The following is a 12731-nucleotide window of genomic DNA, read 5'->3' as shown; positions in this document are numbered from 1 at the left end:
ATTCCCTCCTGCTGCTTTTCGGTGGCCACAGCATGGCGCTTCGCGCCGCGGCCGTGGGTGAAAAATTCGTTGCCGTCCGGGCAGGCCTCAAGCCAGGCGCACGCGATCGTGGGAAGAAGGAATGCGCAGCGCCTCGCGGTATTTTGCCACGGTGCGCCGCGCCACCGGCACGCCGCCGGCCTTGAGCATTTCCGCCAGGCGGGCGTCGGACAACGGCTTGCGCGGATCTTCGGCGGAGACCAGTTGCCGGATCATGGCCTGGATCGCGGTGCTCGATGCTTCGCCGCCGCCTTCGGCCTCGACGCCCGAGGCGAAGAACGCACGCAGCGGCACGGTGCCGCGCGGGGTGTGCGCGTACTTGCGCGCGATCGCGCGCGACACGGTGGATTCGTGCACGCCGATCTCCGCGGCGACCAGGCGCAGGGTCAGCGGACGCAACGCCTGCGGCCCGAATTCGAGGAAGCCCGATTGCTGGCGCACCACGCAGCGCACGACCTTGAGCAGGGTGTCGCCGCGCGCCTGCAGGTTCTTGAGCAGCCAGCGCGCTTCCTGCAGGCGGCTGCGCAGGTAGCTGGCGTCTTCGCCAGCGGCATGCTGCAGCATGCGTTCGTAACCCTGGTGGATGCCGAGCCTGGACCATGGTTGGTTGGCGAGCGCGACTTCCCACACGCCGGCGCGGCGGCGGATGATGCAGTCGGGGACGACGTAGGTATCCACGGCGAGGTCGCCGTGGCGCGCGCCGGGGCGCGGGTCGAGCGAACGCAGCAGGTGCAGCGCCTCGTCGATGTCTTCCGCCGGCACCTGCAGTTCGCGCGCGAGCCCGTCGCGGCCGACCTTGGGTAGCCGCTCGATGGCGCTGGCGGCGATCTGCAGCGCGAGTTCGCGTCCCGGGGTCGAAGCGGGCAGGGCGTCGAGCTGCAGCGACAGGCATTCGCCGAGGTCGCGCGCGCCCACGCCGGGCGGATCGAGCCGTTGCAACTGGCGCAGGACCGCGAGTACTTCGTCGCCGCCGGCAATGATGTCCGGGGCCAGTGCGGCGGAAATCGCTTCGGGCGTTTCACGCAGGTAGCCGTCGTCGTCGATGGCGTCGACCAGCGCGACGCCGATGCGCAGCTGGCGCGGCGACAACTGCGAGAGCTGCAACTGCCATTGCAGGTAGTCGTGCAGGGTTTCGCTCGCGGCCACGCGCTCGGCGGCGTCCTGGTCGGCGTCGTTGTCGCCGCCGCGCATGGTGGGTGCCGACCATTCCTCGCTGCGCTCCCATTCGGCGGAAGGCTCGGCGTCGCGGGCGTCATCGCGCGGGGCGTCGTCCGCTTGCGCGGCCTCGGTCGCCACCGGCGCGGGTTCGGCCCAGTCGAGCAGCGGGTTGGATTCCACCGCTTCGGCCAGTTCGGCTTCGAGTTCGTGCGCCGACAACTGCAGCAGGTGCAGGCTCTGGCGCAACTGGGGCGTGAGCACCAGTTGCTGGCCGAGCGAGGTTTGCAGGCGTGCCTTCATCGCGAATGGTCGGACCGTGTTCCCCACGCGGTTCGGGGCCATTCTAGGCCGGCGCGCCAGCCCGTGGGCTCAGAGGCGGAAGGATTCGCCGAGATAGACCCTACGCACTTCCGGGTCGGCCAGCAGTACGTCCGGGGTGCCCTGCGCCAGTACCGCGCCCTCGTTGAGGATGTAGGCGCGGTCGCAGATGCCGAGGGTTTCGCGGACGTTGTGGTCGGTGATGAGGACGCCGATGCCGCGATCCTTGAGGTGCTGGATGATGCGCTGGATCTCGCCGACCGAAATCGGGTCGACGCCGGCGAAGGGCTCGTCCAGCAGCATCAGCTGCGGCTTCGCCGCGAGCGCGCGCGCGATCTCGACCCGGCGCCGCTCGCCGCCGGACAGGCTGGCGCCGATCTGGTCTGCGACGTGCGCGACCTGCAGTTCGTCCATCAGCCCGGCGAGTTCGCGTTCGCGCCCGGCGCGGTCCAGGTCCGGGCGCAGTTCCAGCACCAGACGCAGGTTGTCGGCGACGCTGAGCTTGCGGAACACCGAGGGTTCCTGCGGCAGGTAGCCGACGCCGAGCTTGGCGCGCTGGTACATCGGTTCGGCGGTGATGTCGCGGCCGTGCAGTTCGATGCGCCCGGCGTCCGCCGGCACCAGGCCGACGATCATGTAGAAGCAGGTGGTCTTGCCTGCGCCGTTGGGGCCGAGCAGGCCGACGACTTCGCCGGCATCGAGGGTCAGGCCGAAATCGCGCACGACCTCGCGCGATTTGTAGCGCTTGCGCAAGCCCTGCGCGACCAGCATCAGTTCTGGGTCCGCTGCGACTTCGGGAGGATGCGCATCTTGACCCGGCCGCCGTCCTGGCCGCCGCTGTCCACCTGCCCGCTCTTGAGGTTGTAGGTCAGGCGCTGGCCGCTGGTGCTGCCGCGCTGGGTGGTCACGGTGTAATTGCCGGTCAGCACGACCACGTCCGCCAGCATGTCGTAATCGATGCGATCGGCGGTGGCCGTCATCGGCGAGCCGTCGTCCATCTGCTGTTTCAACACAGCCTGGTTGCCGGTGAGCACCGCCTGCGATGCCTCGCCATTCCTGAAGGAGATCACCGCGCGGTCGGCATCGATGTGGAGCGTGCCCTGGTCGATCTTCACGCCGTCCGAGAGCGTGGTGGGCTGGCTGTAATCGACCGAGCCCGACTGGTGTCCGGCCTGGATGTCCATCGGCTGGCTGCGGTCCGTGGAACGCGCGGCCGCGGGCCCGGTGCAGAGCGCACCCAGCGCGATGGCGAGCAGCAGGCTAGCGGGGCGAACGGACATAGCGGGCGCGGACCTGGGATTCGAGTTCGTACTGCTTGTTGGCGAGGTTCACGGCAAGGCCGTGGCCGCGCAGTATAGAGCCGGGCTGGGTGATGGTCACCGCGCCCGGCGCCGTGGCGAGCTTGGTCTTCGGGTAAACGTTCAGCTGTTGGCTGGCGATCTTCGCCGGCTGCTGCGGTTGGTTGCGCGGGCCGATGGCACGCACGTTGCCGGTGAGGCGGATGTGCTCGCGATCCTCGCTGACCCAGCCGTTCTTCGACTGCACCGTCCAGTGCAGGCCCTTGGGATCGGGGATGAGGAACAGCGGCGTTTCCATCTCCATGGTCTTCTTGCCCGGCGTTTCGCGCAGCAGCGGGCCGAGCAGGGTGAAGGCTTCCTTGCCGTCCTTGTCGAGCGCGATGATTTCGTAATCGTGCAGCACGTAGTCGGAACGCCCGGCGTCGTCCGCGGGCGCGACCAGCGCGGCGTGGTTGCGCCACACCGACCAGCCGGACACCAGTGCGCCGAGCAGCAGCGCGATGGTGAGGAAGACGCGCCAGTTGCCGCTCACGGATGCTCACCATGCGCGAGGATCGCGTCGACGCGGCCGTGCGCATGCAGCAGCAGGTCGCAGGCATCGCGCGCCGCGCCTTCGCCGCCGTTGCGCGGCGTGGTCCAGTGCGCCACCGGCTTCACCCAGTCGTGCGCGTTCGCGGGAATGATCGCCAGGCCCGCGGCGCGCAGCGTGGCGAGGTCGGGCAGGTCGTCGCCCATGAACGCGACCTGGTCCATGCCGATGTCCATTTCCGCCGCGATGCCCTGCAAGCAGGCGAGCTTCTCGCGGGTGTGCGTGTGCACGCGGGCGATGCCGAGTTCGCGGCCGCGGCGTTCGACCACCGCGCTGACGCGCGCGGTGACCAGCGCGACCTCGATCCCGGCGTGCTGCAGCAGTTTGATGCCGAGCCCGTCCTGCACGTGGAAAGCCTTGGATTCCTCGCCACCGTCGCCGAACAACAGGCGACCGTCGGTGAGCGTGCCGTCGACATCGAAGCCGATCACGCGGATGCGCGCGGCGCGCTCCAGCACGTCGGCGGGATAGTCGGGGCGAATCGTATTCGTCGCCATCACACCACCCGCGCGCGCAGCAGGTCGTGGATGTTGAGCGCGCCGACCACGCGGCGTTCGCCGTCGAGCACGAGCAGCGCATTGATCTTGTGCGCTTCCATCAGTTGCGCGGCCTCCACCGCGAGCGCGTCGGCGCCGATGGTCTTGGGCATGCGCGTCATCACGTTCGAAATCGGCGTGCCGCGCAAATCGACGGTCGCATCGTCCAGCGTGCGGCGCAGGTCGCCGTCGGTGTACAGGCCGAGCAGGCGACCGTCGCCATCCACCACCGCGGTCATTCCCAGGCGCTTGCGGCTCATTTCCACCAGCGCTTCGCTGAGCGTCGCGGTTTCGCGCACGCGCGGCACCTCGTCGCCGGCATGCATCACGTCGGTGATGTGCAGCAGCAGCCGCCGGCCGAGCGCGCCGGCGGGATGCGAGCGCGCGAAGTCCTCGCTGGTGAAACCGCGCGCTTCCAGCAGCGCGACCGCGAGCGCATCGCCGAGCGCGAGCGCGGCGGTGGTGCTCGCCGTCGGCGCGAGGTCGAGCGGACAGGCTTCGGCCGGCACGCCGACGTCAAGGTGGATATTCGCTTCACGGGCGAGGGTCGAATCGGGCCGTCCGGTCATCGCGACCAGCGCGTTGCCCTGGCGCTTCAGCACCGGAAGCAACATGAGCAGTTCGTCCGTCTCGCCGGAATTGGACAGCGCCAGCACCGCGTCGACGTCGGTGACCATGCCCAGGTCGCCGTGCCCGGCTTCGCCCGGATGCATGTAGAACGCGGGCGTACCGGTCGAGGCCAGCGTCGCCGCGATCTTGCGCGCGACATGCCCGGACTTGCCCATGCCGGTGCAGACCACGCGGCCGCGGCAGGCGAGCAGCAGGCGGCAGGCGTCGCTGAACGCGCCGTCGATGCGGGCCGCGATCGCTTCCAGCCCCCGTACCTCGGTGGCGAGCACGCGGCGTCCGCTGGCGGCGAAATCGAAGTCGGCGGCGGGCGCGCGTTCGGAGGGCATGGGGCGAAGGGGCTTTCCGTTACACTGACGCATTCAGTTTACGCGCCCCGGTGGCCGCCGCGATGAACGCAGACCGCATCCGTGCCCTGATCGAAGCCGGCCTGCCCGATGCACGGGTCGAGGTGCAGGGCGAGGACGGCGTGCACTTCGAGGCGCTGGTGGTCAGCGAGGCGTTCCGCGGCAAGTTGCCGTTGGCCCGGCATCGCATGGTCTATGCGACCCTCGGCGAACTGATGGGCGGCGAAATCCACGCGCTCGCGCTGCGCACGCAGACGCCGGACGAGGCTGGCGCCTGATGCGGAAATCCACGGGCCTGGCCTGCCTGCTGCTCGCGGCATGCGCGGGCGCGTTCGCGGCCGAACCGCCCGCGATCCCGGATCGCGCCGCGGCCGAGACGTTCAAGGATGCGCCCGCGCCGTGGCGCGATTACCTGGTCCAGGCCCGTGCGGCCGAGCGCATCGCCGATCCCTTGCAACGTTGCCTCGCGTTCCCGGACATCCCCGGCAACAAATGGCCGGCGGGCCACGCCGCTGCGCATTGTCGACACCATTTCGGCGTCAAGCGTCCGACGCTCGACGAGATCGCAGGCATGGTCGAACGCAAGGAAATGGCTCAACTCGAGGCATTATTCGACGAGGGCGTGGCCCGGCATTTCTCGCAGGACGATTTCAGCGACGACATCCACGACACCTTCAATTACCTGCTGACCAATCGGGACAACCTGGAAAGGATCGACCGAATCACGACGGCATGGCTCCAGCAGGCGCCGAACAGCGCTTACGCCAACCTCGCGAGAGGCGCTTATTACAACGGCGAGGCGTGGCGGGCGCGTGGGGGGCAGTACGTATCCGAGACGCCCAGGGAAGACTTGCGGCGCATGAGTGAATTGGTCGGTCAGGCGATTCCGTATTTCGAGAAGGCGATTTCGATCAACCCGAGATTGATGCCGGCTTATACCGGGATGATCGACATGGGCCGAATGGATTCCCGCGACGAACTCGTGGAGGAAGGCATCCGTGGCGCGGAGAAATGGGATCCGGCATGCCCCGAACTGGCGACGCAGATTCTCATTTCGCTGGAACCGCGTTGGGGCGGCAGTTACGAACAGATGTTGGCTTACACCAACAAGTTGTCCGCATCGGTGGCGCGGCGGCCGCAACTTGGGGTGCAGATGGCGAAGCCTTTCGCGGATCGGGGGGACATGCTCGTCCTCGACGACCAGTACACCAAAACGACGCTCGACGTGCTTGAGACGGCGATCGCAATCGGCAGCGATGAAGGTGCGCTGGAAGACGCGGCCAATGTCGCCGGCAAGTTGTCCGACGCCGAACCGGATGGCTGGAAGGCGCTTGCCTACCTGCTGCAGGACGCGAGGTTCGACGGTGGGAGTCCGTGGGCTTTGCGCGAACTTGCCTGGCACCTGATGCACCGGCATGAATGGGAATGGAGTTTGAAATATTCGCTCCGGAGCCTCGAAAGGGAGCCGGGCAGCGGTTTTGCACATTACGTGGCAGGGGCCGGGTATTACGGATCGAATCGCTACCCGGAAGCCGATCGCGAATACGCCGCCGCGATCGAGGACCCGAGGCAACGCCAAGCATCATTGCGCGAAGTTGCCGAGATGTGGCTGTTCGCCGATGCCAAGGACCAAACCGCGCGTGCGAAGGCAAAGCCCTACATCGACCAGCTCCTGCACGAATATCCGAATGACGGCCGCGGCTGGATCCTCGACTTGCAGCGGCGCATGATCACGCACCAGCCCTTTGATGTCGCCATGATCAAGACCGTGCTGGCGAAGGTCGACCGCAGCGATGATTGGCAGGCGCGGCAGGCCGAATGGCTCGAGGGAGTTATTCGGCAAATGCAATCGCCGCCACAGAAAACCAAGCATTAATCCACGGAATCGACATGCAGAAGATCGTCGTCACCGGCAACGGCCCGCTTCGCGGCGAGGTGCGCATCTCCGGCGCCAAGAACGCCGTGCTGCCGATCCTGTGCGCGACCCTGCTCGCCGACGCGCCGGTGCGCATCGACAACGTGCCGCACCTGCACGACGTGGTCACCACCGCGAAGCTGCTGCAGGGCCTCGGCGCCGGCGTCGAGCACGCGGGCGACGCGATGACCGTCGACCCGCGCAGTGTGGACAGCCACGTCGCGCCCTACGAACTGGTCAAGACCATGCGCGCCTCGGTGCTGGTGCTCGGCCCGCTGCTGGCGAAGTTCGGCGATGCCGAAGTCTCGCTGCCGGGCGGCTGCGCGATCGGCTCGCGCCCGGTCGACCTGCACATCAAGGGCCTGCAGGCGCTTGGCGCCAGGATCGACGTCGAGCACGGCTTCATCAAGGCCAGCGTGAAGGGACGTTTGCAGGGCGCGCACCACGTGTTCGAAATGGTCAGCGTCGGCGCCACCGAGAACGTGCTGATGGCCGCGACCCTTGCCGAAGGCACCACGGTGCTCGAGAACGCGGCGATGGAACCGGAAATCGTCGACCTCGCCGAATGCCTGCGCGCACTAGGCGCGAGGATCGAGGGCGCGGGCACGCCGCGGATCGTGGTCGAGGGCGTGGAGCGCCTGCACGGCGGCACGCATGCGGTCATCGCCGATCGCATCGAAACCGGCACCTTCCTCGTCGCCGCGGCGATGACCGGCGGCAGCATCGTCGCCACCCACGCGCGCCCGGACACGATGGACGCGGTGCTCGACAAGCTGCGCGAATCCGGCGCGGAGATTTCCATCGACCGCGATCGCATCGCGCTCGACATGCACGGCCGGCGCCCGCGCGCGGTCAACATCACCACCGCGCCGCACCCGGCATTCCCCACCGACATGCAGGCGCAGTTCATGGCGCTGGACTGCATCGCCGACGGCGTGGGCGTGATCAACGAAACGATCTTCGAAAACCGCTTCATGCACGTGCAGGAACTGCTGCGCCTGGGCGCCGACATCCGCGTCGACGGCCATACCGCGGTCGTGCGCGGCGTGGACAAACTGGGTGGCGCGCCGGTGATGGCGACCGATTTGCGCGCCTCGGCGTCGCTGATCCTCGCCGGCCTCGTCGCCGATGGCGAAACCGTCATCGACCGCATCTACCACCTCGACCGCGGCTACGAGCGGATCGAAGCCAAGCTGTCCGCGCTCGGAGCGAGGATCCGGCGCATCGATTGATGATCGATGCGGTCAGGCGGCCTTGCCGAGCCGCAGGTCGATATCGTCCTTGCCGTCCTTGCGCTGAAGGATGCGCGCCGGGAACGGCATGCCGTCCACCACCCACAGCAGGATCTGCTTGTCGGCGCCGAGTTCGCAGCTCACCTTGGTCGCCTGCAGTGGCTTGCCGCCGACATCCAGCGATTCCTTGCCGGAAGCGGTGCAGTTCACGGTCTTGGCGCGGCCGTCGTCGACCATGCGGTAATGCAGCGGCTGGCCCGCGGCCACGTCGCGCGGAAGCGCGAGGTTGAGCAGCATCGCGTCGACGTCGCCGGCCTGCAACGCGATCGGGCCCGCGCGGTCCGGCTTCACGTCGCCGCTCCAGCTGGCCTGGCCCGCCTTCCAGTCGTAGCTGGCCTGCTTGGTCACGCGCTTGACCAGCAGCACCGACGAATCGGTGCCGGACAAGGGGCGCAAGGCGCCGCCGGCCACGTCGAACACGGTGCTCTGCGACAGCTGCGCGAGGGAACTGCCGATGCGCAGCGAATACACCCAGCGGCCGCCGCCCTGCTGCGACAGGGTCATGTGGCCGGTGCCGTGCATGCCCATGTAGCTGGCGTCGTAATCGGCGGAGTAGGGCTTCATCGCCGGCGTGGCTGCCGACGCGATGCCGGCCGCGGCGAGCAGCAGCGGCAACAGGCGGAGAGCGGTGCGGTCGGTCATGGTGTCGTTTCCTGTTCGAATCGTTGTGTTCGCGTCACTGGTAGCCGACGAGGACCAGGTCGAGCCCGGTTTCGCCGCCTTCGCTCTGCAGCATGCGCAACGGCGTCGGCACGCCGGGGGCGACCCAGACGCTGGTCTGTTCGCTGCCGGCATTGCTGCGGTCGACCCGCAGCGCGTCGAAACTGAGGTCTCCGACCTGAATGGCCTGTGTCTGCGCGGCCACGGCGTAGTCCTGGGGCCGCGCGCGGCCGTCGTCGACGAAGCGGTAATGCAGGGTCGCGCCCGGCGTGGCGTCACGGATGATCGCGAGGTTGATCAGCAGGCCGCTCATGTCGCCGTCCTGCAACGGCACCGGCGCACGCCGCGTGTCCTTGACGTCGCCGGTCCATTGCGCCGTGCGCTTCGCCCAGTCGTAGCCGCCGGTCGTGCGCCGCTTGCTGAGGAACACGCGCTTGACCGTGCTCTGGCCGAGTGGACGATAGCGGCCGTCGACCACGTCGAACACCGTGCTCTGCTCGACGTTGAGCCCGGCGACGCGCAGCAGGCCGCCGCCCTTCATCGCCAGGTCCACGCGCCAGCGCCCATCGTCGAGCGCGACCACCTGCATGGTCGCGGTACCGAGCGAATTGCCGTGGTTGGACACCTGGTATTGCGCCACGAACGGGCGCAGCACCGGCGTCGGTGCGGGCGGCGCTTCGGTCGTCGGCGACAACTGTTCTTGTGCCGCGGCTTCGCCCGCGGGCAGGGCCGCGGACATCGCCGCAACCAGCGCGGCGCAGGAAATGGCATGGAGGCGCGTCATGGATGGCGCGTGGGTTCGATGAAATCGTCGGCGGACGATAGGTACAGCGGCTTGAACAAGGGGTGACCATCCAGCCACGCGCGGCCGTCGCGTTCAGCCAGGCGGCCGGCGACCGCGAGGCGCAAAGTCGCCAGCAGCAGCGGGTGTTCGCGCGCCAGCACGCGTTGCGCCAGATCGTCGGCCGAATCGCCTTCCAGCACCGGAACGACCGCCTGCGCGACCACCGCGCCGGCATCGAGTTCGGGTACGACGAAATGCACGCTGGCGCCATGTTCGACGTCGCCGGCCTTGAGCGCGCGCGCATGCGTGCGCAGGCCGCGATGTTTCGGCAGCAGCGAGGGATGGATGTTGAGCGTGCGCCCGGCGAAGCGCGCGACGAAGCCGTCGCCGAGGATGCGCATGTAGCCGGCGCAGACGATCCAGTCTGGATGCGCCGCCGCCACCGCGTCGGCGAGGTCGGCGTCGAAATCGGCGCGCGTCGCGTAATCCGCGGCATCCCGCGACCAGCGCTTCGCCTCAGGCACGCGCAACAAGGCTTCGCAATCCGGTTTGTCGGAGAACACACCGACGACTTCGGCATCGAGCTTGCCGTCCGCGATCGCGTCGAGGATGGCCTGCAGGTTGCTGCCGCGGCCCGAGGCGAGCACGGCGATGCGGGGTAGGAGCGAAGTCATGCTGGATCAAGCGCCCATCAGAAGTTGTGGCCACAGCAGCAACATCGCCACCACCAGGATCCACGCGAGCAGGCCGAACAGGGTGGCCAGCGCGAGTTGCCACGTGCCGAGGCGGCCGCGCAGGTCGGCGAGGAACGACAGCCAGTAAGCGCCGAGGAACAGGATCGCGAGCAGCCACGCCCGCAGCATCCACAGCACCGATTGCGGAATGAGGAACGTCGCGGCCAGCGCGATGAAGAACAGCAGGCTCGCGATCGCCAGCAGCCAGCGGCTGCGGCGACCGAGGTCGGACAGGCGGACGCCGATCAGCATGCGCGGAGCGTCGGGCGCATCGTGGTGTTCAAGGCGCTGTTTGCGGCACTGGTCCGGGCGACCCGAAGAACTCCGGTTTCAGTTGCCTGGCGAGCGCGATCTCCTCATCGGGCAAGAGGCGGCCGTAGGCATGGTCGAAGTCCACCAGGGCGTTGAGGGCCGCCGCGTGGTCGCCTCCGGCATCCATTTGCCGGATCCGTGCCAGTTCGGCGAGTGCGTGCTGCCGCAGTGTTTGCGCGCAGGCTTCGTCGGGGCCCGTGGTGCGCGGTGCCTCGAAGGTCTTCAAGGCATCGAACAGGAGTACCGGGGTGAGCGATGCATGGCCGGCGACTGTATGACCGTTGTCGAAGGTGCGTGCGACCGGCACGCAGTAGGCGCGCATGGACTTGAGAGCGCGCTGCTGTTCGGAGAACGCCGGCTGGTCGTGCTTCGCGGTGGCGAATGCGATTCGCGAATGCGTGCGCAGTCGTTCCAGCAAGGGGGCGGCTGGAACCGGCAGGCCGCGGGTACCGAGTTCCGCGGCCCCCGAATTGACGATGGCGCCCGTGAAAACATCGGGATACGTGAACAGCAGGCGCTGCGCGAGCCGGGATCCGCCCGCCGATCCCGCCAGGTAAACCCGGTCCGGATCCAGGTCGTACGTCCGGCGGGCGTATTCGTATGCAAGCAGCGCAAGGGGGATGCGGCGTTCGAGCTCATTGGCGTCGTCGCCGGCGTTGTCCGGGCTGATCCAGATCAGTCCCGACCCATCGAGCACGTTGTTCAATTGCGGATCCATGCGGGCCTTCGGCCGCGGATCCATGAAGATCAGAACGCCATAGCGCCCATCCGGGCCGGGCTTGGCAGGAAGGCGGACCAGCAGTTTTTCGGCGGAGGGATCCTGCAAGCCGAGCGCATCGGCCGCGCCGAGGTCGTGAATCCTTCGCAACACCTGGCTGGCGTCGAGCGGGCTGAGCTGTCGCTCGATCAGTTTTTCCGTGGAAGACAACGGGGACGGATCGGTCGGCGTGATCCGGACCGGCTCCGCGGCAGGCGTCGTCGCCGAACAAGCGAGTAGCGACGCAGCAATGGATGCGAGGACGCGAGGCTTCATGATTCAACCGATCTTCAATCGTTCGCCGTCGCCGGCTTTCGTCACCCGGCCGATGCGCCAGTGCGCCAGCGCGAGGCGACCGAGGTCGGATTCGACCGCGGAAGCATCGTTCGGCGACACCATCAGCACTAAGCCGATGCCGCAGTTGAAGGTGCGCCACATCTCCTCGCGCGCGACGTTACCTTCGCGCTGCAGCCAGTCGAACACCGCCGGCAGCGGCCACGACGAGGTATCGATCTCGAGGCCGAATTCCTTCGGTACCACGCGGATGATCTTCTCCACCAGCGCGCCGCCGGTGACGTGGGCCATCGCGTGGATGTCGTGCTTGGCCAGCAGTTCCAGCACCGGCTTGACGTAGATGCGCGTGGGTTCCATCAGCGCATCGGCGAGTTTCACGCCGCCGAGGTCGAGGTCCAACGGGTTGCCCGCGCGTTCCAATATCTTGCGAACAAGCGAATAACCGTTGGAATGCGGCCCGCTGGAGGCGATGCCGACGAGCACGTCGCCTTCGCGCACCTTGCTGGAATCGATGAGTTTCGATTTCTCCACCGCACCGACGGTGAAACCGGCCAGGTCGTATTCGCCCGGCGGGTACATGTCGGGCATTTCCGCGGTCTCGCCGCCGATCAGCGCGCAGCCGGCGATTTCGCAACCCTTGGCGATGCCGGCAACGACTTGCACCGTGGTTTCGACATCGAGCTTGCCGGTGGCGAAGTAGTCGAGGAAGAACAGCGGCTCGGCGCCCTGCACCAGAACGTCGTTCACGCACATCGCCACCAGGTCCTGGCCGATGCTGTCGTGGCGGTTCAGCTGCTTGGCGAGGATGAGCTTGGTGCCGACGCCATCGGTGCCGGAGACCAGCACCGGCTCCCGGAAGCGGCCGGCGAGGTCGAACAGCCCGCCGAACAGGCCGACGCCGCCCAGCACTTCCGGGCGCATCGTCCGCTTGACCAGCGGCTTGATGCGCTCGACGACGGCATTGCCCGCGTCGATGTCGACGCCGGCGTCGCGGTAGGTCAGGCCGGCGGAGGCGGGGGGATGGGACATGGGGCCTCGCGGCGGAAGGCGTCGGGAAACCGCGATTTTAGC

15 protein-coding genes are annotated in these 12731 nt (G+C 67.9%); 3 read left to right on the top strand and 12 right to left on the bottom strand.

Annotation, left to right across the window (positions count from 1 at the left end):
* Positions 1 to 87 precede the first annotated feature (87 nt).
* The 6 genes from FNZ56_RS06265 to FNZ56_RS06240 form a co-directional block, all read right to left on the bottom strand.
* A complete protein-coding gene (locus FNZ56_RS06265) occupies positions 88 to 1497 on the bottom strand; it encodes an RNA polymerase factor sigma-54 (protein ID WP_143879014.1) in 1410 nt (469 codons plus the stop codon).
* Positions 1498 to 1566: 69 nt separating this feature from the next.
* Positions 1567 to 2286 (bottom strand): LPS export ABC transporter ATP-binding protein, encoded by a 720-nt coding sequence (lptB, locus tag FNZ56_RS06260; RefSeq protein ID WP_143879013.1) that lies wholly within the window; start codon positions 2284 to 2286, stop codon positions 1567 to 1569.
* Complete coding sequence (lptA, locus tag FNZ56_RS06255; protein WP_143879012.1) at positions 2286 to 2795, bottom strand: lipopolysaccharide transport periplasmic protein LptA; 510 nt, start codon at positions 2793 to 2795, stop codon at positions 2286 to 2288. Before lptA ends, lptB begins: the two co-directional genes overlap by 1 nt.
* Positions 2776 to 3345 (bottom strand): LPS export ABC transporter periplasmic protein LptC, encoded by a 570-nt coding sequence (gene lptC, locus FNZ56_RS06250; protein WP_143879011.1) that lies wholly within the window; start codon positions 3343 to 3345, stop codon positions 2776 to 2778. The genes lptA and lptC overlap by 20 nt, the downstream gene beginning before the upstream one ends.
* Positions 3342 to 3899 carry a KdsC family phosphatase gene (locus FNZ56_RS06245; protein ID WP_143879010.1) on the bottom strand — a complete coding sequence of 186 codons (558 nt, stop codon included), beginning with the start codon at positions 3897 to 3899 and terminating at the stop codon, positions 3342 to 3344. The genes lptC and FNZ56_RS06245 overlap by 4 nt, the downstream gene beginning before the upstream one ends.
* Positions 3899 to 4894, bottom strand: coding sequence for a KpsF/GutQ family sugar-phosphate isomerase (locus FNZ56_RS06240; protein ID WP_143879009.1), 996 nt, complete (start codon positions 4892 to 4894; stop codon positions 3899 to 3901). Before FNZ56_RS06240 ends, FNZ56_RS06245 begins: the two co-directional genes overlap by 1 nt.
* Positions 4895 to 4956: 62 nt before the next feature.
* On the opposite strand from FNZ56_RS06240, the gene FNZ56_RS06235 reads away from it, so the two are divergent.
* The 3 genes from FNZ56_RS06235 to murA all read left to right on the top strand — a co-directional run bounded on the left by FNZ56_RS06235 (position 4957) and on the right by murA (position 8059).
* On the top strand, positions 4957 to 5190 hold the full coding sequence (locus tag FNZ56_RS06235) for a BolA family protein (protein ID WP_143879008.1): 234 nt from the start codon (positions 4957 to 4959) through the stop codon (positions 5188 to 5190).
* Between the two features lie 173 nt (positions 5191 to 5363).
* Positions 5364 to 6788, top strand: a complete 1425-nt coding sequence (locus FNZ56_RS06230; RefSeq protein WP_185970812.1) for a DUF4034 domain-containing protein — start codon at positions 5364 to 5366, stop codon at positions 6786 to 6788.
* 14 nt (positions 6789 to 6802) lie between these two features.
* Entirely contained in the window at positions 6803 to 8059 is a 1257-nt protein-coding gene (gene murA, locus FNZ56_RS06225) for a UDP-N-acetylglucosamine 1-carboxyvinyltransferase (RefSeq protein WP_143879006.1), read from the top strand.
* A 12-nt stretch (positions 8060 to 8071) separates the two neighbouring features.
* Here murA and FNZ56_RS06220 read toward each other — a convergent pair whose 3' ends face one another.
* The 6 genes from FNZ56_RS06220 to purM are packed head-to-tail and all read right to left on the bottom strand — an operon-like array spanning position 8072 to position 12689.
* Positions 8072 to 8761 carry a DUF3108 domain-containing protein gene (locus FNZ56_RS06220; protein WP_143879005.1) on the bottom strand — a complete coding sequence of 230 codons (690 nt, stop codon included), beginning with the start codon at positions 8759 to 8761 and terminating at the stop codon, positions 8072 to 8074.
* Positions 8762 to 8795: 34 nt separating this feature from the next.
* Complete coding sequence (locus FNZ56_RS06215) at positions 8796 to 9563, bottom strand: DUF3108 domain-containing protein (protein ID WP_143879004.1); 768 nt, start codon at positions 9561 to 9563, stop codon at positions 8796 to 8798.
* Positions 9560 to 10237 carry a phosphoribosylglycinamide formyltransferase gene (purN, locus tag FNZ56_RS06210; protein WP_143879003.1) on the bottom strand — a complete coding sequence of 226 codons (678 nt, stop codon included), beginning with the start codon at positions 10235 to 10237 and terminating at the stop codon, positions 9560 to 9562. The genes FNZ56_RS06215 and purN overlap by 4 nt, the downstream gene beginning before the upstream one ends.
* Positions 10238 to 10243: 6 nt before the next feature.
* Positions 10244 to 10549 carry a hypothetical protein gene (locus FNZ56_RS06205; protein ID WP_143879002.1) on the bottom strand — a complete coding sequence of 102 codons (306 nt, stop codon included), beginning with the start codon at positions 10547 to 10549 and terminating at the stop codon, positions 10244 to 10246.
* Between the two features lie 28 nt (positions 10550 to 10577).
* Positions 10578 to 11642, bottom strand: coding sequence for a PHB depolymerase family esterase (locus tag FNZ56_RS06200; protein WP_143879001.1), 1065 nt, complete (start codon positions 11640 to 11642; stop codon positions 10578 to 10580).
* A 3-nt stretch (positions 11643 to 11645) separates the two neighbouring features.
* Positions 11646 to 12689, bottom strand: coding sequence for a phosphoribosylformylglycinamidine cyclo-ligase (gene purM, locus FNZ56_RS06195; RefSeq protein WP_143879000.1), 1044 nt, complete (start codon positions 12687 to 12689; stop codon positions 11646 to 11648).
* Between the last annotated feature and the right edge of the window lie 42 nt (positions 12690 to 12731).

It is taken from the genome of Lysobacter lycopersici, from assembly GCF_007556775.1.
In the GTDB taxonomy this organism is placed as follows: Bacteria; Pseudomonadota; Gammaproteobacteria; order Xanthomonadales; family Xanthomonadaceae; genus Pseudoluteimonas; species Pseudoluteimonas lycopersici.
The sequence above is the reverse complement of the archived record's forward strand: the minus strand, read 5'-3'. Positions and strand labels throughout refer to the sequence as shown.

Coding starts and splice junctions, on each gene's coding strand:
- FNZ56_RS06265 (WP_143879014.1), bottom strand. CDS start 1,497: ATGAAGGCACGCCTGCAAACCTCGCTCGGCCAGCAACTGGTGCTCACG.
- lptB (WP_143879013.1), bottom strand. CDS start 2,286: ATGCTGGTCGCGCAGGGCTTGCGCAAGCGCTACAAATCGCGCGAGGTC.
- lptA (WP_143879012.1), bottom strand. CDS start 2,795: ATGTCCGTTCGCCCCGCTAGCCTGCTGCTCGCCATCGCGCTGGGTGCG.
- FNZ56_RS06245 (WP_143879010.1), bottom strand. CDS start 3,899: ATGGCGACGAATACGATTCGCCCCGACTATCCCGCCGACGTGCTGGAG.
- FNZ56_RS06240 (WP_143879009.1), bottom strand. CDS start 4,894: ATGCCCTCCGAACGCGCGCCCGCCGCCGACTTCGATTTCGCCGCCAGC.
- FNZ56_RS06235 (WP_143879008.1), top strand. CDS start 4,957: ATGAACGCAGACCGCATCCGTGCCCTGATCGAAGCCGGCCTGCCCGAT.
- murA (WP_143879006.1), top strand. CDS start 6,803: ATGCAGAAGATCGTCGTCACCGGCAACGGCCCGCTTCGCGGCGAGGTG.
- FNZ56_RS06220 (WP_143879005.1), bottom strand. CDS start 8,761: ATGACCGACCGCACCGCTCTCCGCCTGTTGCCGCTGCTGCTCGCCGCG.
- FNZ56_RS06215 (WP_143879004.1), bottom strand. CDS start 9,563: ATGACGCGCCTCCATGCCATTTCCTGCGCCGCGCTGGTTGCGGCGATG.
- purN (WP_143879003.1), bottom strand. CDS start 10,237: ATGACTTCGCTCCTACCCCGCATCGCCGTGCTCGCCTCGGGCCGCGGC.
- FNZ56_RS06205 (WP_143879002.1), bottom strand. CDS start 10,549: ATGCTGATCGGCGTCCGCCTGTCCGACCTCGGTCGCCGCAGCCGCTGG.
- FNZ56_RS06200 (WP_143879001.1), bottom strand. CDS start 11,642: ATGAAGCCTCGCGTCCTCGCATCCATTGCTGCGTCGCTACTCGCTTGT.
- purM (WP_143879000.1), bottom strand. CDS start 12,689: ATGTCCCATCCCCCCGCCTCCGCCGGCCTGACCTACCGCGACGCCGGC.